We start from the raw sequence: 19819 nt of genomic DNA, 5'->3' as shown, positions 1-19819 counted from the left end.
ATATTTAATGGTTTTTAATCACTGTTCCTGCATTTTCGTTAACAGCCTCCACAGCTTTATCCAAGGAAGTAATAATACATTTGCTACCAGGTTTTGATTCTACAAATGCAATTGCAGCCTCTACTTTTGGCAGCATACTTCCAGCAGAAAATTGACCTTCTTCTGCGTAATTTCTTAGTTCTTCTGTAGTCACCTGTTCCAGTGCTTTTTGATTAGCCGCTTGATAATTAACATATACATGTTCTACCTCAGTTAAAATAACAAGCTTGTCTGCTTGAATAAGCTCTGCCAGTTTTTCAGAGGCAAAATCTTTGTCAATCACAGCTTCTACGCCCAAAATTTTGTTATCCTTTCGGTAGACTGGAATTCCGCCACCTCCAGTACTGACTACAACCATTCCATTATCTACTAATGATTTAATAACTTCGTGTTCCAGAATTTTTACTGGCTTCGGTGATGGGACAACTCTTCTCCAACCTCTTCCAGCATCTTCCTTGAATGTAACGTCGTTTTTCTCCATCTGTTCTTTTGCTTCCTTTTCTGAATAGAAAGGACCGATTGGTTTTGATGGATTACTAAACGCTTTATCATCTGGATTAACTTCTACCCTAGTTATAACTGATGCAACTTGCTTATCTAAGCCTTCTTCATGCAGTTGATCATTGATCGCGTTTTCCAACCAATAGCCAATCATTCCTTGACTCATAGCTCCACATGTATCTAAAGGCATAGCAGGGGTTTGTTCACTATGCGATTGAATTTGCTGTAATAAAATATTACCAACTTGGGGACCATTTCCGTGCGTAATAGCGACTTGATACCCTTGTTTAATAATTTCAATCAATTGTTTTGCCGTATGGTTTAATGCCTCCTGTTGTGCTTCAGCTGTTGCACTACCAGACTGGATCGCATTCCCCCCTAGAGCAATTACAATTCGTTCATTTCCCATATTTTTCACGTCCTCTTTTTATCATTTCCTGTTAAATTGTTATCCTTCCAGTAATTAACCCGCCTATCGCAGTTACTGCTAAGACAACAAACAACACCATTAGCGCTTTTTCTATTGTGGTATCCTTTTTTTGAATATCGTTTTCTTTTAATGCCCATTTATAAAGGATGATCCCCGGCGCATATAACAACATGGTTAAGAGCAAATAATCAATACCGGCTGCATATACAAGCCATATTGCATAAATGCTCGCAATAAAACCAATTACTTTTTCCTTCGTACGCTTCTCTCCTGATTGGTACGCTTCTCCTGTCATTGTCAGTTTCACTTGATATAGCGCAGAGAGCAGATACGGAATTAAAATAGCTGAGGATGCTAAAGAAAACATAAAGTTATATGCGGCCTCTGAAAATAATAACGTAATTAGAAATAACTGAATGAGCCCATTCGTTAACCATAAGGAGTTCACTGGAGCATGATTCTTATTTTCTTTCGCTAACCACTTCGGAAACACCTTGTCTTTGGCAGTGACATAAGGTAGCTCTGCAGCAAACATCGTCCAGCCAAGCCATGCTCCTAAAACCGAGATGATCAGACCAAAGTTAATAACGATCGCTCCCCATTTCCCGACAATTGCTTCCAATACATAAGCCATCGCAGGATTCGGCAGATCAGCCAATTCTTCTCTTGACATTATTCCTAGAGATAATAGAGAGATTAAAATGTAAATTAGAAGTACACTAACTAAGCCTATAATTGTAGCTTTCCCGACATCGGAACGATTTTTAGCTCTTCCCGACATAACCACTGCACCTTCAATACCAATGAATACCCATAAAGTGACTAGCATCATACTTCTAACTTGTTCACCAACAGATGCCCAAGTAAAACCTTCTCCTCCCCAAAAATCAAATGTAAAGGTATCCCATTTGAACGCAATGATCGCTACAATAATAAACAGGAAAATCGGAATGACTTTTGCAATCGTTGCCACTGTGTTAATAAGTGCAGCAGAATTGACTCCACGCAACACAAGATAATGAACCAACCATAAGACGACAGATGCCCCAATAATACTAGCGACATTTTGTCCCCCTTCAAAAATGGGGATGAAGTAGCCAATCGATGAAAATACTAATGTAGCATAGGCAACATTTCCTAAAAACGCGGATAACCAATAGCCCCACGCACTATTAAATCCTAAAAATGTTCCAAATCCAGCCTTGGCATAGCTATATATACCGCTGTCCAACTCAGGTTTTCTTCTCGTTAAATTTTGAAAGACAAAGGCAAGCGCAATAATCCCAATTCCTGTAATTATCCAACCGATAATGGCAGCTCCGGCATTGGATCCAAGTGCAATATCGCCTGCTAAGTTAAACGCTCCTCCGCCAACCATGGAACCAACAACAAGGGCGATCAGTGCGACTAACCCCAGCTTTTTTTCTTCTTCACCCAATTTTCATACACCTCCTTTTTGATAAAGCAGGGAAAACCCTTCCATATTTAGCTGTTTACACTTCCATTGGTTGCTGCCATCACCGCTTTAATAGTATGCAACCGGTTTTCTGCCTCATCAAAGACAAATGAGTTGTCACTTTGAAAAACTTCATCCGTAACTTCCATTTCTTTAAGACCAAATTTTTCATAAATATCTCGTCCTACTTCTGTCTCTAAATCATGAAAGCTTGGTAAGCAATGGAGAAACATGACATCTTTATTACCTGTTTTTTCAAGCATTTCTTTATTTACTTGGTATGGATAAAGTAAATCAATTCGTTCTTTAAATTTATCCTCTTCTCCCATAGAAACCCACACATCTGTATAGATCACTTCTGCTCCAGAAACGGCTTCATCAATATCAGCAGTAATCGTAATTTTTGCTCCAGAATCTTTAGCCACTTCCTCCGCGTAATTGACTACATCTTGATCAGGGAATAATACTTCTGGAGAACAAATACGAATATCCATCCCTACTTTTGCCCCACCGATTAGTAAGCTGTTGCCCATATTATTTCGGCCATCACCAACGTAAACGAACTTAACCCCTTTTAAATGTCCAATATGTTCTTTAACAGTTAAAAAGTCAGCAAGAATTTGGGTCGGATGAAATTCATTTGTTAACCCGTTCCAAACTGGCACACCTGAATGTTCAGCTAAGCCATTTACTGTTTCCTGGTCAAATCCACGGAATTCAATACCATCAAACATTCTTCCCAATACAATCGCCGTATCACGTACTGACTCTTTCTTACCGAATTGAATGTCATTTTTTCCGAGATACTCTGGATGCGCTCCTAAATCAATACAAGCAACAGTGAAAGCACATCGCGTTCTAGTTGACGGTTTTTCAAATAATAGGGCAATATTTTGCCCTTTCATATAATGATGCGGAATGCCTGCCTTTTTCTTTTCTTTTAAGTCGACTGCTAAATCAAGCAAGTAATTTATTTCCTCTTCGGTAAAATCTTTTAACGTCAAAAAATGTCTGCCTGTTAATTTATCCGTTAGTTTTGTTCCCATTTCCATCCTCCTAAAATTTTATTTTCATTGTAAATAATGGTAATTATATACGCATTGAATATTCATTTGCTCATAGTTTTATATTTAAAAAGAACTTATCTAGGTGGCTTCCTTGTTGCAGTTGCTACACCAGTTGTGATTTTTGAATAGTTCAGTGTATGCAGTTACAATGCGACTATAAAAGCAACTTGACGCATTATTTTTAGCCTTTGGAATATCCTTATATATCTTTTCTTGACAATGGCATACTCATACAGCGAGGACCGCCACGACCTCTGGATAATTCGGAGCTAATGACTTCAATTACTTCAATACCATGTTCACGAAGTAATTTATTGGACACATAGTTGCGGTCATATGTGACAACAACACCAGGAGCGATTGCTAATGTGTTAGACCCATCATTCCATTGTTCTCTTGGTGCAGCAATAACATCTCCACCTCCACATGGGATTAAAGCTACATCCTTTAGCCCTAATAATTCTTTTAGTGTTTCCAACAAATTCGTTTTATGCGTAATTTTTACGGTATCTTCTTCTTTTCCTTTTTCCAGAATATAGATGTCCATTTGTCCGTCTTTATTCTGTATTTCTGGATGGATGGTGAACTTATCGAAATCAACCATCGTAAATACAGTATCTAAATGCATAAACGCTCTTGATTTTGGAATTTCCACAGCAACAACACGTTTTATTTCTGCCTGTCGTTTAAAAATACTAATCGCGAGTTGCTCTATTGCCTTTGCTGCTGTCCTTGCACTTATTCCTACTGCAATTGTATCTTTACTTAAAACCAGCTCATCGCCACCTTCTATCGGACACGGATAATCTCGATCTAACCAAACCGGTATATCAGACTCCGCATATCTTGGATGATGTCGGATGATATAACTCATAAATAGAGATTCTCGCTTCCTGGCAACTTCCCTCATTGGATTAATGGTTAATCCAGTCCCTATTGTTGCTGCTGGATCACGAGTGAAATAAAGGTTAGGCATTGGATCTAAATAAAATGGATAATGATTATCTAACATTTCATAAAGATGCTTCTTTTTCTCCAACGGTATTTCTGATTTTCGTACACCTGCCATCACTTTCTTTACCATCTCTTCTGTATCAAAGGACAGCAAAAAGTCGGCTATCTTTTGAGAACTTGCACCTTGGATATTGGATTCCTTTAATATATCCATCACAAATTGCTTTTTTAACTTTTCTGTATGAAGCGCTTCGGTCATTAAATTCGATAAATATAACACTTCAATTCCTCTATTTCGTAGCGTCGAAGCAAAATAATCATGCTCTCTTTGAATCATTGGTAAATGTGGAATATCATCGAATAACAAATGCCCTAAATAATCAGGGGTTAAATTTTCTACTTCTTTACCTGGACGGTGCAACAGCACGGATTGTAGCTCGCCAATTTCGGACTTAACATGTAATGGTTGCTTCATTTAAATACCTCCTCATATCATAAAAAAACTAATTTTCATCATTAAAATCTAAACTTGTCAACAATTAAATCCCATGCACTCCTGTACGACTTAAATACATGGTTTGTCTTGGTGTTAGTATAAACAGATCACAAACAGTTATTCATTGTTTATAAAGGGATTTGTTAAATCATACACGATTATTTTCTTGCTTTTATTCATAACAAATGGCAATTAAAGAGAAAATATCCTTCGAAAAAATGGTGTGTTTTTTTACCATCTACCTTAATTCAATAACATTCTTTTTCTTTTACTTATAGAGTCTATTTTGTTATCTAAATTTAGACATTAGAAAAACTTGGCTTGTCGCCAAGTCTTATGGCGGAAGCCTTTGTTTTTCTTATACTATAAACCAAAAAAATCTTATACTTTCCTATAGTGCAAAAAAGCCGTCTTAGTTGTGAGCTTTTCACAACTAAGACGGCTTTTAATCTTTACGTGTTACATCTGTTCTGGAGCATGCACGCCGATGAGACGCAGTGCATTGCCGATCGTTATTTTAACAGCTTCCAATAGCGCCAAACGAGCTTTCGTTAAAGCTAATTGTGTCTCATCCAACACTTTCTCTGCATTATAGAAGCTGTGTAATGCGGAAGCTAAGTCAAAGGCAAACTGTGTTATTTTATGCGGTATTCGTTTCTCTGCAGCATCTAACACCAGTTGTGGAAGCTCTCCTATTATCTTTAATAATTCAACCTCAGTACTGTGTTGTAACAAGGACGCATCATAATCTTCATAGGAATATCCTTCTGCTTGTGCTTTATTTAACAATGTACAAATTCTTGCATGTGCATACTGTACATAATAAACAGGGTTTTCGTTCGATTGCGAACGGGCAAGATTGATGTCAAAATCCAAATGCGAGTCACAGGAACGTGTATTCATCATATAACGCATCGCATCAACACCAACTTCTTCCATTAACTGACGAAGCGTTAGCGCTTTGCCTGTCCGCTTACTCATCTTCACTCTTTCTCCATCTTCAAATAGGTTCACCATCTGGATAATGGCTGTCTCTAATATATCTTTCGGATACCCTAACGCTTGAATCGCTGCTTCCATCCTTGGAACATACCCGTGATGATCAGCTCCCCAAACATTAATCAGCTTATCGAAGCCCCGCTCTAATTTATCGTTATGATACGCGATGTCAGAGGCTAAATACGTATAACTTCCATCTGATTTAATGACAACCCGGTCTTTATCATCCCCATATTTTGTCGTTCGAAACCATATTGCGCCATCTTTTTCATATATATCACCAGTCTGACGCATTTTATCCAATGCTTGGTCAACTTTACCTTCTTTATATAATGACAGTTCCGAAAACCAATGATCAAATTCAACCCGAAATCGTTTTAGATCATCTTCAATCTTTTTTAATTCATACTCTAGTCCATATTGGCGGAAATAGGCTAAACGTTCGTCCTTTGATTTATGAATCCACGTATCCCCTTCTTCTGCAGCCAATTTTTCTCCAATATGAATAATATCCTGCCCATGATATCCATCTTCAGGCACCTCTGCTTCTAGTCCTAATGCTTGCATATAACGCGCCTCTACAGAGAGGGCTAAATTATGAATTTGATTACCAGCATCATTAATATAATACTCACGTTCTACTTCATAACCAGCTGCTTTTAATACGTTACAGAGCGCATCCCCATAACTTGCACCGCGCGCATGTCCTAAATGAAGATCTCCAGTGGGATTGGCAGAAACGAACTCTACTTGAATTCGCATACCTTTTTTTGGATGCTTACCATAATCTTCACGCGCTTGTAAAACATGAGGAAGCAATGGAGTTAAATAATTATTGTCCATAAAGATATTAATAAACCCCGGTCCAGCAGTTTCCAGTTTACGTATATGTGTACCTTGCACATCCAAATGTTCTATAATATTTTGAGCAATTTCCCTTGGAGGTTGTTTTGCTACTTTTGTCAGCTGCATAGCAATATTTGTAGCATAATCTCCGTGCTGATCATTATTCGGTTTTTCTAACATAATTGGCGGGATATCGGATTCTTGATCCACTAATTTAGCTCGTAAAATAGATTTACGTACCGCTTTTTTTACCGCAGCTTCTGTCTCTTGTATAATGTTCATTGATGTCGTCCTCCTTGTGAATTTTAACCCCTCTGTAAACAATATTAATTCATAATGAAACAATAACAAGAAGCAAAAAATGGAATAGCTTCTCTATGAAATATGATACACCATGTCTCCCGTTTGCTGTTATCGTTTATAAGCACTATATAATCATTTTCACCAATTTCAGAAAAATTATATATGCACTTTTAATCACACCAATATGGATTAATGTTCCTTTGCGGTAAAGCTTATAGGGCAACGTGTTGCGCTATACATAAACAATCTACATACATGTTTTTTTGAATTTTACATCAGAGTTAGACCAACCAGAATAACGATACATGATATGTCATGATGTTATATTTATCCAGCTACGATAAGATTGACATTTCTTAAGTAAGAGCGTTATATAGGAATGAGATAATTATTTCTTTATTTTCTTACTTATGAAATAACCACTTATATAGAAGGAGATTCTAATGTTAACAGAGCAACTTGCCTCAGAGATTGTGAAGAGAACTATGTCGATACTAGATTTGAATGTCAATGTAATGGATAGAACAGGGACCATTCTTGCTTCGGGAGATCCCAATCGTATTGGGCAACTCCACCACGGTGCAAGTAAAGCAATTGAACATAAAATGACCGTAGAGATTCACTCCTATGAAGAAAATTGGCGAGGAAAAGCAAAACCAGGAATTAATTTACCAATTCGATTTCATGATGATATTGTTGGAGTTATTGGTATCACTGGTGAACCTGAAAAGATTAGGGGATTTTCTAAATTAGTTCAAATGGGAGCTGAACTAACGTTGGAACAGGCATTTTTGACAAGAGAAATAGATCGAAATGCTAGGATGCGTGATGATGTTATATCCCATTTACTACTAGGATCTGATAAAGAACAAGCGTACATATTAGACAGGGCGCGGTCGCTAAAGATTAATGCAGATGAAACATTTGCCGTTATCCTTCTTTCTGTACCGTACCATACATCCAATTTGCAATCTGTAAAACAAATCGAAAATTGGGCGAATACGTTGGTTACAGCAGAAGATGAAATAGTTCGTTTGTATACAAATCAATTTGTTATCTTAAAAAAGCAGCAAAAGCCTTATTTAGATACGGATGATAAAATAAAGAATTTGCTAGAAAACAAATTATCCTTTGCTCCCATTTCAAATATAACCGTAGCATTAGGTCCCTTTTCAAGTGGATTCCTTGGATGGAGACAATCCTTTCAAACAGCACAAATCGTTAAAGATACTGCAAAAACATTATATCCAGAAGGTGGTGTTTGGAATCAAGACACATTAGGAATATCTATTCTATGTTATCGTTTTTTACATGCAGCAAAAGAAGAAGCAGATGAAATTAGCGCTACGTATAAAAAGTTATTCACTTCTAATGATGGAAAAACGTTAGACGAAACATTTACTATATATGTGAAAGCAAATGGAGAAATGACCAAAACCGCAGATAAGTTATTTATTCATCGGAATACATTAGCATATAGGCTGGATAAAATTTATGAAATCACTGGAAAAAACCCAAAGAACCTACAAGATCTGATCGAGTTAAAAATTGGAGAAATCCTCTTCAAACTATCAAAATAGTGCATTTGCATAAAACACGGAATTGGAAGCACTTTCTTTATATTCATTTGCACAATGACCTAGCATGTATCGTGCACGTACAATAAGTGTATAACAGCATCATGTTAAGGAGGAAAACACATGGATATTGAAGTAAGTGCATTAGGAGCAATTATCGGTTTATTCCTAGCTATTTTCTTAATTTTAAAGAAAGTACCGCCTGCCTATGGTCTAATTGCCGGTGCAATTGTAGGAGGTCTCATTGGAGGGGCGAGCTTAGTAGATACAGTAAGTTTAATGATAGGCGGGGCTCAAAATATTATGCCTGCCGTATTAAGAATTTTAGCTGCTGGTGTATTAGCGGGCGTGCTAATCGAATCAGGAGCAGCATCTAAATTAGCACAAACCATTGTTTATAAATTCGGCCATACCAAAGCATTACTTGCTCTAGCTATTGCTACCATGCTTTTAACAGCAGTAGGTGTGTTTGTAGATGTAGCGGTTATTACTGTAGCGCCGATCGCCTTAGTGATAGCTTCAGAAGCAAGGCTTTCCAGATTTGCAATTTTAATAGCAATGATTGGTGGAGGCAAAGCGGGTAATATCATGTCCCCTAATCCTAATACAATTGCTGTTTCTGAAGCATTTGATGTATCCTTAACCTCCGTCATGGCAGCAGGGGTTATCCCAGCATTTTTTGGACTTACAGTAACCTATCTCATAGCAAAAAGAGTCTCTAAAAAAGGGACCGCTATTCAAGCAAGTGAAATTGAACAATCCAACCTTGGAGCCTTGCCTTCCATATATACAGCTGCCCTAGCTCCAATTGTTGCCATTCTATTGCTTGTATTACGTCCGTTATTCAATATTAACGTAGATCCGATGATCGCATTACCAGTAGGTGGGTTAGTTGGAATTATCGCGATGGGAAAATGGCGTAGCACAAATGCGTATATAAAAAGCGGATTAGCAAAAATGGCACCGGTTGCAATTTTGCTAATTGGGACGGGTGCAGTAGCTGGGATCATTACTAACTCAAAATTAGATACTGTTCTAGTTGGCATATTGGAAAGCCTAGGCTTACCCGCATTTGCTTTAGCTCCGATCTCAGGAATGTTTATGTCAGCAGCTACAGCTTCAACAACAGCAGGCTCTGCTGTCGCAAGCAGTGTCTTTGGAAGCACGATTCTAGAGTCTGGGGTCGCTGGTTTAGCTGGTGCAGCCATGATTCATGCTGGTGCTACCGTACTAGACCATATGCCGCATGGTAGTTTCTTTCATGCAACTGCAGGTAGTGTTGGGATGCAAATTCAAGAGCGTTTGAAACTAATTCCATATGAATCATTAGTTGGTATAACATTGGCGGTAGTTTCCACATTGATTTATGGTATCTTTCAGTGGTTTTTATAAAGTGAACTTTCAATCTTGGAGTCTTCTTTCATTCCTCCTTGATTGTTAGTACCGCAAGAGTATGACCTAAGACCTCTAGGCGAAACAGGAATTGAGATGCCGTTTTCTCTCCCACTTAAATTTTTGGAAGCACTTTCTGGCTCTCTCAAGGGTTTGTCTACGGCATCACTATTCAAATAAACAGCGACTAGTTGATTTTTTTAAAGGAGGAAAGGAGAAGAATGATGGTTAAACCAAAAATTGTCATAGCACCGGATTCATTTAAAGAAAGCATGACAGCAAAACAGGCTGCTAATGCTATTGAACGTGGAATTCGCTCTGCTTACGGTGAAGCTTTCGAGATAGATATTATTCCAATGGCAGATGGCGGCGAGGGCACCACCCAATCGTTAGCAGATGGATTAAAAGGCACACTGTATGAAAAAAAAGTCACTGGACCATTGGGTGAAAAAGTAACTGCAACTTATGCCATTTCTGGTGACGGATCAACTGCTATCATAGAAATGGCAGAAGCGTCTGGTCTTCACCTCGTTCCAAAAGAGAAGCGAAATCCATTCTTAACAACTACATTTGGTACAGGAGAGTTAATCAAAGCGGCTTTAGACAAAAATGTGTCTAAAATTATCCTTGGGATTGGTGGCAGTGCAACAAATGATGGTGGTGCAGGAATGATTGAGGCACTTGGCGGTGTCCTATATAGCTCTGAAAATAATCTTCTGAATCGGGGCGGTGGGGCATTAATCCAGTTAACTGAAATAGAACTATCCCATTTAGATCCACGTTTAAAATCTGTAGAAATAGAGGTTGCCTGTGATGTCGATAACCCGCTCCTGGGACCTAATGGAGCTAGTGCTGTTTACGGACCACAAAAAGGTGCAACAGAGGAAATGATTGTTCCATTAGATGACGCATTACGAAATTTTCATGAGGTCATTTCAAAAGCTACAAACAAGGACGTAAAGGATATTCCTGGTTCTGGAGCGGCAGGTGGGCTTGGCGCAGGGTTATTAGCAGTGCTTGATGCCAAATTAACGCCGGGAATTGATATTGTACTAAAAGAAACAGATTTTTCTAATCGGGTCAAAAATGCTGATCTAGTAATAACTGGAGAAGGTAGAATTGATAGCCAAACAATCTACGGCAAAACACCCATTGGCGTAGCAAAAGCTGCAAAGCAGAACGGTGTATCAAAGGTAATTGCCCTTTGCGGTACACTAGGAAAAGGGTACGAAGCTGTATATGAACACGGCATCGATGCAACATTTAGCATCGCCCCTGGGCCATGCCAACTGGAAGAAGCAATCATAAATGGGGAAAAATATCTTGAAGGGGTAGCGCGGAATGTAGCCAGCGTTTACCATTAGTTGGCTTTCGCCGAATAGAGTAGTTTAAATGTGAAATCTTATCGATTATGTGGATAAAAGCAGCTAAAGCACTTTTATCCTTTAATTCTTGTAGCTCTTGTAATATTTTATCTTGTTAATCTGGTTTTGCTTCTGACAATAGTGAATCTTCCGCAGCCAAAGACGCAAGAATAAACAGATATTTGAATATACCATGACTCAATGAGGTGGTTCACACTAAATGATTTAACCTACGATCTAATCTTTTAATTGTATATAAAAATTCAAAAAATACTACCTTTACAGCCCTTTTACCTTTTTTGCTCAAGCACAGTTAAATCTTTGATCAGAAAATTGCGTCTTATATACCTATATATACTTTTTTATGCAACGCTAGTGAAAAGAATTTGAATCTGTATTTGGCACGTATTATTAGTGAACTTTTGTTCATACATTGCCTTTATTTCGCTCTTTTATTTTCATTGCAAAGTAATAAACAATTCCGGCAATAATTAATGATTGTACTGCTGGTAAGCTAAAGAATATGTTACATATTTGCTAGTATAACCTGTTAGCGATCCCATTACTAAAGCAATTGTCGCCATCCAGTTCCATCCATTGTTGTCTGGCATGTTTGCTAACGGACGAAAAAGAAATTAACCATCATAATTCCAGAAGAAAAGAATAAATTGAACATAAAATAGTTTAAGATGATAAATTTTTAGTTTTAGTGAATTTTAAGGGGGGATTTTAATAAAGACAAGGGATATAGTATTGGTAGTTTGTATAGGAGTTTTAGGTTTTTTAATAGCTTTAATCTTGTTTGATAGTTTTGAGCAGGTAGCAACTTATTTATTAATTTTTATACTTGTTATATTTATTTCAATACCTAAAAAGAGGAAATCTCGTAATTGAGACTTCCTCTTTTTATTTAGTCTGTAAATTTAATTCTTTTATAATAGAAGGTTTTAGGATCGTATAATTTTTTCTTTCTTACAGAGTCTTTATAGAATGTTACTAGAATGTTACTACTCTTTTTGAATACAATACTTGATGGAATAAGTGCATTATCTATTATTGTTGGCTTTGCGTATCTTGTATAATCACGAGACTGATTGCTGCTAGTACCCCCGTGGTTGGTTCTGGATTCCAAGTTGATATAGTTTCCCAGCCAGTATTTCTTAATGCGTAAAATATACCTGTGTTAATGGTCGGAGCAACTTTAGCTGGCAGCTTCGGCCTTGGAAAAATCTTTTATATTCTTATGATCGCTCTATTTGGTATCCAATGGATAGGGAATGCATTACAGGGTTACATTGGGGAAAAAACAGGTCGTTCCTCTTCAGTCATCGCACGATCTAGCTTTGGCGTTCTGCAAGCACGTTTTATTGTTGGATTGACTAATTTTTGTTGTTTCGTTTGGTTGGTGGGCATTACAAACATCTGTGGCTGGAAATGCAATATCCATTTTCACACTACCCTTTGATATGAAGTCACTTTCAACAGTTTCCTTGCTCAATCAAGAATATTCCGGAAAAATATTACTTGTAAAATAGTAGAAAAGAGGATGCTTTTCTATTATTTATCTAAATTATTTTTCCTTTACTAATAACCAGACAATTTCACACGTTTCTTCACTATTGTTTACTGCCCAATGCTTTTCCCCAGCTGGAATAAATGTCGCATCCTTCGCTTTAACTTCAAACGGTGCGCCCCCACTTTCACCTTGTAGTTCACCTTTTAAAATAATGGAATACTCATTTTCTAGATGACTAGACAATCCTTCACTTGGTACACGCTCTCCTGGTGGAATGCGGACTGTTCCAAATGTCACATTCATCGTCTCCGAATTATCTTCAAATAATGTTTTCAAACCTTGTTGGTGAAATCCTCGCTGTTTTATTTTCATTATGCTACTCCTTTACAAATTAATTTCTTGCAGCTAGTTCTTTATAATCGAATGTTATCGGATCTACCTCAACACCAAAGAATACTTTAGCTTCTTCTACCGTATAATACTCATTTTTCACATCTCTAGCTACTTGCTTAGCTGGGCGATTCAATGGATTTCCATACCCACCGCCAGTAGCTGTCATTAATTTAAGAACGTCATTTTTCTTTAGCTCATACCGTGAATAAACCCCATAAGGACCATCTATTTCTCCGGTTTCTTTATGAATATAAAATTTATTTACGGATCCTTCCATTCCTCCATCTATTCCCCAGAGGCGGTGCTTATTTCGACCATAGGTAATCGTAGCTTCTTGTCCATCTGTTAAAGCTCGATAAGAACGAATAACTCCTTTTCCTCCGATATATTCACCAGCACCTGTTCCGTCCATACGTAGGCTATATTCATCCAGCATTACACCATACCGTGTTTCGGCAACTTCAACAGGTACATTATAGGTTTCCCCATCTAGTATACAGAATTGACCGCTGGCTCCATCTTGGCCATCAGCACCGCCCCATCCGCCTACAGACGGTTCTACAATTAAAAACGGTTCATTCGTTTCTTGATGTCTACCTGATAGCGTAACAGAGCAAACAGATAATAAGTGTGCTGCTGCCAATCTATGTGGAATGTGTGGAGCCAACGCCTTCCAGATTAAATCCGTACACGCTAGCATCGTTTCAAAATAATTAGACGTAGGCGCAGGACGTTGAGCTGACATAATTGATCCTTCGTCAACTACTATTTTTAATGGACGAAATACACCATCATTTACATCTTGATCTGGATTTGTAACTGCCAAAAATATCGTTCTTACAGCTGATGCAAGTCCTGTAAAGGAACAATTAACTGGTCCAGGAACCTGTGGGCTACTCCCTCGAAAGTCACATATAAAATCCTTCTCTGTTATCGTAACTTCTACTTTTATTGGAAAAGGACCATTTCCAATGCCATCCGTTTCAACAAATCCTTCTGCCGAAAAAGTTCCCTTTGGCAATTTTGCAAGTTCTTGCCTTGAGATAATTTCCCCGTGATTTAAGTGGCTGTCGATAGCAGAAAGGATAACGTCCTTCCCATACTTTTCACATGTTTCCTGTACACGTCTTTCCCCTGTTTTGAGTGCTGCAACTTGTGCCCACATGTCACCTAATGACAAATCAGGAAAACGAACATTGGCACGGATAATCTCTACTAATCCTTCATTCAACACGCCACCGTCAAATAACTTAACAGATGGAAATTGCAATCCTTCTTGAAAGATATCACGAGAATCATTCGTAAACGATCCAGGATCTTTTCCTCCAACCTCCGTCCAGTGGGCTTTGTTCGCTGAGAAGGCAATGATTTCTCCTTCATAAAAAATTGGCATGACTAAACCGACATCTGATAGATGGGAGCCGCCGCCCCCATAGGGGTCATTTACAATAATGATATCTCCGGGCTTTAATTTATTTTCATCTCCATATTTCTCTAGTGACTGCTTTACCATAAAAGAAAGCATTCCAATAAATCCAGTCACGCCATTCCCTTGTGTGAGTAATTGCCCTTTCGAATCAGTGAGTCCACTAGCATAATCCAGCACTTCATAGATGATAGGACTCATAGATGTTTTAGCTAATGCGATGAACATTTCATCACCTATGGCTAACAATGAGTCTTTTACTATTTCTAATGTAAATGGATCAACTTTTGTTTCCTGAATTGCCATTATCTCTCCCTCGTTTCGATAATTAAATTTCCGTAATCATCCACCTTAAGTGTTTGGCCTTCATAAATAACGGTAACGGCTGCTTTTTCCTCTACAATGACAGGTCCATGAATAATTTGATTTATTGGTAGCAGTTCGCGTTGGTATACAACCGTTTGAATCCAGCCCTTCGGATTTTCAAAATAAACATCTCTTGTTTCTAACTTTGCATCTTCTAACGTTGTATTCCGTTTTATCTTTTGAATATTTGGTTTAACAACTTTACCAAAAGCCGTAACATGTATATTGACAAATTCCATTTCTGTTCCATCTAATCTAAACGTATAATGATGTTCATGTAACTGATGAAAGCTCTCGATAATTTCTTGTAATTGCTCCTTGGTCCAATCTCCATTAGGAACAGGAACTTTTACAGTATGTTCTTGCCCTAAGTAGCGCATATCTACAAAGCGATTAAAAATAACATCCGCTTTAGAAATCCCTTCATTTTTAAATTGTTCATATGCTTCTTTTTCTATTTCATGCCACTGTGTCATTATTGCGGATAAATCAAGGTTTTCTAATCGTTTAATATACGTTTTTATATAATCATGACGTAAATCACTCATTAACATTCCCCACGCAGAGAACACAGGCGATGCAATCGGGATGACAACTTTTTTCACTCCTAATTCCTTGGCAAGCGCAGGCGCATGCATAGAACCACCGCCACCAAAAGCAACTAAAGTAAACTCTTCTGGATGATGACCTTTTCGTACGGATATTAATTTTAGTGCATTTAGCATATTGGAATTAGCTATTCGAATAATTCCCAATGCTGCCTCTTCCGCAGACATATGAAGCGGATTTCCTATCTTTTCCTGTATCACTTTTCTTACCATCGATACGTCTACATCATAATCAAAATTCTTTGCCGATAATCTACCAGTTAATACGTTAGCATCCGTCGTGGTCGGATGTGTTCCACCTTGCCCATAAGATACTGGACCAGGTACAGCTCCTGCAGATTTAGGTCCGACTTTTAAAGCATCAGCTTCGTCTAACCAAGCAATGGATCCTCCACCATTACCTATTTCCACAATATCTACTACTGGTGTCTTAATTGGATAGCCTGCATTACGATCATTCCTTTCAATATAGTATTCTGTGGAAACCTTCACTTCTCCCCCTTCAACTAGGGAACATTTTGCCGTTGTCCCACCAATATCAAATCCTATTATGTTTTCTTCTCCAATTAATTTTCCAAGTACTGCAGCGCCATAAATTCCTGCTACGGGACCAGATTCAACCATATTAATGGGAACCTTTTTCGCTTCTTCAAATGTCGTGGTTCCACCATTCGATTGCATAATAAAATTTTGGCTGTTTGTATGATGCTCCGTTAGCTCATTATATAGTTTATTAATATACGAGGTTGCTGTTGGCTGAACATATGCATTTAATGCTGTTGTATTCGTCCGCTCATATTCCCGCCATTCCTGAATTACTTCATGCGAAGCTGATACCGCTACATCAGGCCATAAGTCTTTAATCAATTGAACGGTTAATTTCTCGTGCTGTGGATTCGCGTAAGAGTGTAAATACACGACAGCAATCGCTTCTACTTTTTCTCGTTTAAAGAAGCCAACCATTTCTCTTATCTGTTCCGTATAAAGTGGAGTTACAATTTCACCCTTATAGTTAACCCGCTCATCCACCTCTTTTCTGAGATAACGTTCAATAAATGGTTCTGGCTTTTTATATCGAATATTAAATAAATCAGGACGATTTCCTCGAGCAATTTCTAATATATCCCGAAATCCTTTTGTCGTGATAAGCCCCGTTTTTGCACCTTTTCTTTCTGTAAGTGCATTAATAATTACGGTTGTACCATGGATAAATGTGGCGATTGCTTCTTTATCAATACCACTTTTTTCAAGTACATCTATTACCCCTTTTTCAAAATTTGGAGGCGTCGTATGACTTTTAGCTACCTTCATTTGCCCATTCTGATCGACGTAAACTAAATCCGTAAAGGTACCTCCAATATCAGTTGCAACTCTCATCCTTCTTCCACCCTTCTATATAGTATTTATATTCAGAATATTACAGGCGTTAAAACACTTAACAACGTTGATGATTCTTCAGTAGGGTTTTTCCATTCGTGTACTTTTTCTGAAGGAAAGTGAATCGTATCCCCTTCACTCAAAATATATTCCATTCCTTCCACTCTAAAAACAACCATTCCTTTTAAAACAAAATAAAATTCTTCTCCAGGATGACTATACTTTTCAATGAATGGTTGTTTAGGAGGTAATGTTACCAGCATCGGTTCCAATTTTCTTTCTGGAAATTTCCCCGCTAGGCGGACATGCTTTACACCTGAGCCTTCGATTGTAAACGGTTTTTGTTCATCCTTATGTAATGCATAATTATGATTTTCAATCTCCTCAAAAAATGAAGCCATGTTTATTTGAAAAGCATCGGATATTTTCTTTAATGAAGTAATAGCTAGGGATGAAGAACCTCGTTCAATTTGAGACAAAAAGCTCACGGAAAGTCCTGTTACTTCACTTAAATCTTTTAATGTCATTTCTTTCTCTAATCGTAAATTCTTTATTTTTTTATGCAAATTCTCCATACGTCATCTCCTTTCTTTACAATGAGAACGGAAATTTTACACCTCCACTTTATTTTTTATAATATTAACACAATTTTTATGAAATTAAAAGAAAAATCTCTTAATTTATAAAATTGTACCAATAAAATGATTCGTAAAATAAATTCTATTTGTCTTGAAGCATCTTTACATTGTAAAGATCTCCTTATTCTAGTTTGTTCAAGTACAAAAAGGACAAATTAGAAAGGATGTACTTCCCATTTTCTTGTTTTAAAGCTTTATTTCCCCAAAAAACAGACGATAATATATGTAACTAGTTTATAAAAAGGGTGATATTATGATTATGCGTTCTATTGGTACGGAGCGTTTTTCAAGTATTAATCCTCATACCACGTATAAAAAAGCATCAACAGAAACATCGAAAGCGGATAAAATCGGTTCCGAAAAGAAAAATACAAGCTCTTTGCCAGATAGGGTTGTAAATAAGATTAAGGAAATGGCACAGGATGGTGCAGCGAAAAGTGTGTACATGGGAAAGGATTATATATCCTTTATCAATTCTTATAAAAAACAACATGTATCTCCTGATCGTTCAAAACTGATAAGACTGCTGACACCTACGTTATTAACTGCAAAATATACTAATGGTTTACCATTCTTTTTTAGGCTTATTGGATTACCTTTTACAGGGAAAATGTGTGTTGGTGCAACTGGGTCATCGATGTTTATTTATGATGAAAACGGTGACGAAGTATTATCTTATAGCACTGAATCTGGGTGGAAAGAGGGGCAGACAAGGGCAGAAGCTCAGTTCTACGGTGAAACAACGGCAATTTATTATAAAGCCTACAAAGCCGCAAGAGAAGAAATGAAAGCGAATTCGACACAAAATTACGATATGGGCGCTAGCTCTACCTTTAATGCAAGAGCGTAAACAACAGTAGTAAGTAGTTTACTTTCCTCTCTTTGAATATTTCCAACATGTTGCAATGCGTGATTAGTAGAAATATCAATCTAGCTGTATTAATAGAAAAAGGGTAAAAATATCCCAGGATAAACTCCTGGGATTATTCTTGCCCTTTTATTCTAACAAGACAGTAGCAGTTTTACAGGTTTAATACGATTAGATTTAAATGTTTATACCTAATAATCTAGTTGACGATAATAACGACGAATTTCTAGGGGATGGCAATTTAACTTTTCGACATGTGCATCTATTCTTTGCGTTATTGCATGCATAATAAAGTACGATAATCGACAACGATATTTATCGCTAATTCCTGGTAATTCATATTCTTTTGAATCTATAATTGTATAATTGCCACAAATTCGAGGCAATAAATTACCCACCCTCTGCGCTAATTCGCGCTGCTCGTCTTCTCCAACAAATAAAGTTACTGGAGTGGTTTCATCTATAACCTCTAATGTTCCATGTAAAAATTCAGCTGCATGAATGGATTTTGAACGTAACCAGCTTTGCTCTTCCCAATAACACATTGCATATGAATATACTGCACCCCATTGGTTTCCAGCACCAATAAAGTAATGGATAGCATCATGTCGATGCTTTTCAGCAAATGCAAGACCAAAATTATCAGCTGATTTTTCTACCTCTACTAAAGCAGCAGCTAAATATTCTTTTAGCTCTTTATAATAAGCTTCATAATCATCAAATTCGCCATTACGATACATGAAACGGTCAGCAACCATAAAGAATTTTAGTTGTTCATTTTCTGGATATGATATAACATAATCACCCATTTCTGCTAAGGGAGTATTTGGTTCATCTACAAACGCAATAATCGTTGCACCCAGTTCTTTAATTTGTTTCGTTGCCTTAACCACCTCTTGAGTCGTCCCAGTTACTGAAGATAGTATAACGATAGATTTATCTGTTAATCTTTTGTTCCCAGTTGTATAATACTCTGCAGCATGTTGAACAAAAACGGGTAGACTACTTTTTCCGTTGATATAGGTCACCGCCTGCATACTGGAAGCATATGTACCTCCAATGCCTAAATAATAAATATTGTCAAAACCTTTATCATAAACTTTATCTATCATGTTTTCGATATCGCTTTTTAAAGCTATAGCACCATTCACACTTTCAATTTGTTTTTCTTCATCGAATTTTAACATTTTTTTACCCTCTTTC

14 protein-coding genes and 1 pseudogene are annotated in these 19819 nt (G+C 37.4%); 5 read left to right on the top strand and 10 right to left on the bottom strand.

The annotated features are described in order from the left end of the window. Positions 1 to 4: 4 nt before the first annotated feature. The 5 genes from arcC to argS all read right to left on the bottom strand — a co-directional run bounded on the left by arcC (position 5) and on the right by argS (position 7070). Entirely contained in the window at positions 5 to 949 is a 945-nt protein-coding gene (gene arcC, locus BKP57_RS16025) for a carbamate kinase (protein ID WP_050351953.1), read from the bottom strand. Positions 950 to 980: 31 nt separating this feature from the next. Continuing rightward, entirely contained in the window at positions 981 to 2348 is a 1368-nt protein-coding gene (arcD, locus tag BKP57_RS16020) for an arginine-ornithine antiporter (RefSeq protein WP_373314126.1), read from the bottom strand. Positions 2349 to 2455: 107 nt separating this feature from the next. Beyond that, positions 2456 to 3472 carry an ornithine carbamoyltransferase gene (argF, locus tag BKP57_RS16015; RefSeq protein ID WP_050351951.1) on the bottom strand — a complete coding sequence of 339 codons (1017 nt, stop codon included), beginning with the start codon at positions 3470 to 3472 and terminating at the stop codon, positions 2456 to 2458. A 220-nt stretch (positions 3473 to 3692) separates the two neighbouring features. Then, positions 3693 to 4922 (bottom strand): arginine deiminase, encoded by a 1230-nt coding sequence (arcA, locus tag BKP57_RS16010; protein WP_050351950.1) that lies wholly within the window; start codon positions 4920 to 4922, stop codon positions 3693 to 3695. A gap of 480 nt (positions 4923 to 5402) precedes the next feature. Further along, on the bottom strand, positions 5403 to 7070 hold the full coding sequence (argS, locus tag BKP57_RS16005; protein WP_072741961.1) for an arginine--tRNA ligase: 1668 nt from the start codon (positions 7068 to 7070) through the stop codon (positions 5403 to 5405). 464 nt (positions 7071 to 7534) lie between these two features. On the opposite strand from argS, the gene BKP57_RS16000 reads away from it, so the two are divergent. The 4 genes and pseudogenes from BKP57_RS16000 to BKP57_RS22960 form a co-directional block, all read left to right on the top strand. Continuing rightward, on the top strand, positions 7535 to 8671 hold the full coding sequence (locus BKP57_RS16000) for a CdaR family transcriptional regulator (protein ID WP_050351948.1): 1137 nt from the start codon (positions 7535 to 7537) through the stop codon (positions 8669 to 8671). 120 nt (positions 8672 to 8791) lie between these two features. Then, positions 8792 to 10060 carry a GntP family permease gene (locus tag BKP57_RS15995; RefSeq protein ID WP_072741959.1) on the top strand — a complete coding sequence of 423 codons (1269 nt, stop codon included), beginning with the start codon at positions 8792 to 8794 and terminating at the stop codon, positions 10058 to 10060. A gap of 224 nt (positions 10061 to 10284) precedes the next feature. After that, entirely contained in the window at positions 10285 to 11424 is a 1140-nt protein-coding gene (locus BKP57_RS15990; protein ID WP_198035058.1) for a glycerate kinase, read from the top strand. Positions 11425 to 12598: 1174 nt separating this feature from the next. Then, positions 12599 to 12869 (top strand): annotated as a pseudogene (locus tag BKP57_RS22960) (cytosine permease); the annotation flags it as partial. Positions 12870 to 12994: 125 nt separating this feature from the next. Here the strand turns inward: BKP57_RS22960 and BKP57_RS15980 are convergent. Genes BKP57_RS15980 through BKP57_RS15965 form a run of 4 tightly spaced genes read right to left on the bottom strand, consistent with a single transcriptional unit; the run spans position 12995 to position 17685 of the window. Then, positions 12995 to 13312, bottom strand: a complete 318-nt coding sequence (locus BKP57_RS15980; RefSeq protein WP_072741957.1) for a cupin domain-containing protein — start codon at positions 13310 to 13312, stop codon at positions 12995 to 12997. Positions 13313 to 13331: 19 nt separating this feature from the next. After that, on the bottom strand, positions 13332 to 15065 hold the full coding sequence (locus BKP57_RS15975) for a hydantoinase B/oxoprolinase family protein (RefSeq protein ID WP_050351944.1): 1734 nt from the start codon (positions 15063 to 15065) through the stop codon (positions 13332 to 13334). After that, positions 15065 to 17110 (bottom strand): hydantoinase/oxoprolinase family protein, encoded by a 2046-nt coding sequence (locus BKP57_RS15970; RefSeq protein ID WP_072741956.1) that lies wholly within the window; start codon positions 17108 to 17110, stop codon positions 15065 to 15067. The genes BKP57_RS15975 and BKP57_RS15970 overlap by 1 nt, the downstream gene beginning before the upstream one ends. A 32-nt stretch (positions 17111 to 17142) precedes the next feature. Next, on the bottom strand, positions 17143 to 17685 hold the full coding sequence (locus BKP57_RS15965) for a helix-turn-helix domain-containing protein (protein WP_050351942.1): 543 nt from the start codon (positions 17683 to 17685) through the stop codon (positions 17143 to 17145). 316 nt (positions 17686 to 18001) lie between these two features. On the opposite strand from BKP57_RS15965, the gene BKP57_RS15960 reads away from it, so the two are divergent. Then, positions 18002 to 18598 (top strand): hypothetical protein, encoded by a 597-nt coding sequence (locus tag BKP57_RS15960; RefSeq protein ID WP_072741955.1) that lies wholly within the window; start codon positions 18002 to 18004, stop codon positions 18596 to 18598. 209 nt (positions 18599 to 18807) lie between these two features. Here the strand turns inward: BKP57_RS15960 and BKP57_RS15955 are convergent, their stop codons facing one another. After that, complete coding sequence (locus BKP57_RS15955; RefSeq protein WP_050351940.1) at positions 18808 to 19803, bottom strand: SIS domain-containing protein; 996 nt, start codon at positions 19801 to 19803, stop codon at positions 18808 to 18810. Positions 19804 to 19819 lie beyond the last annotated feature (16 nt).

It is taken from the genome of Virgibacillus sp. 6R (assembly GCF_001895305.1).
Lineage (GTDB): Bacteria > Bacillota > Bacilli > Bacillales > Amphibacillaceae > Virgibacillus > Virgibacillus pantothenticus.
The sequence above is the reverse complement of the archived record's forward strand: the minus strand, read 5'-3'. Positions and strand labels throughout refer to the sequence as shown.

What these genes read in the sequence shown, in the direction of transcription:
- BKP57_RS16000 (WP_050351948.1), top strand. Translation starts at nt 7,535, where the DNA reads ATGTTAACAGAGCAACTTGCCTCAGAGATTGTGAAGAGAACTATGTCG.
- BKP57_RS15995 (WP_072741959.1), top strand. Translation starts at nt 8,792, where the DNA reads ATGGATATTGAAGTAAGTGCATTAGGAGCAATTATCGGTTTATTCCTA.
- BKP57_RS15980 (WP_072741957.1), bottom strand. Translation starts at nt 13,312, where the DNA reads ATGAAAATAAAACAGCGAGGATTTCACCAACAAGGTTTGAAAACATTA.
- BKP57_RS15970 (WP_072741956.1), bottom strand. Translation starts at nt 17,110, where the DNA reads ATGAGAGTTGCAACTGATATTGGAGGTACCTTTACGGATTTAGTTTAC.
- arcC (WP_050351953.1), bottom strand. Translation starts at nt 949, where the DNA reads ATGGGAAATGAACGAATTGTAATTGCTCTAGGGGGGAATGCGATCCAG.
- arcA (WP_050351950.1), bottom strand. Translation starts at nt 4,922, where the DNA reads ATGAAGCAACCATTACATGTTAAGTCCGAAATTGGCGAGCTACAATCC.
- argF (WP_050351951.1), bottom strand. Translation starts at nt 3,472, where the DNA reads ATGGGAACAAAACTAACGGATAAATTAACAGGCAGACATTTTTTGACG.
- BKP57_RS15955 (WP_050351940.1), bottom strand. Translation starts at nt 19,803, where the DNA reads ATGTTAAAATTCGATGAAGAAAAACAAATTGAAAGTGTGAATGGTGCT.
- argS (WP_072741961.1), bottom strand. Translation starts at nt 7,070, where the DNA reads ATGAACATTATACAAGAGACAGAAGCTGCGGTAAAAAAAGCGGTACGT.
- BKP57_RS15960 (WP_072741955.1), top strand. Translation starts at nt 18,002, where the DNA reads ATGATTATGCGTTCTATTGGTACGGAGCGTTTTTCAAGTATTAATCCT.
- BKP57_RS15965 (WP_050351942.1), bottom strand. Translation starts at nt 17,685, where the DNA reads ATGGAGAATTTGCATAAAAAAATAAAGAATTTACGATTAGAGAAAGAA.
- arcD (WP_373314126.1), bottom strand. Translation starts at nt 2,348, where the DNA reads ATGGTTGGCGGAGGAGCGTTTAACTTAGCAGGCGATATTGCACTTGGA.
- BKP57_RS15990 (WP_198035058.1), top strand. Translation starts at nt 10,285, where the DNA reads ATGGTTAAACCAAAAATTGTCATAGCACCGGATTCATTTAAAGAAAGC.
- BKP57_RS15975 (WP_050351944.1), bottom strand. Translation starts at nt 15,065, where the DNA reads ATGGCAATTCAGGAAACAAAAGTTGATCCATTTACATTAGAAATAGTA.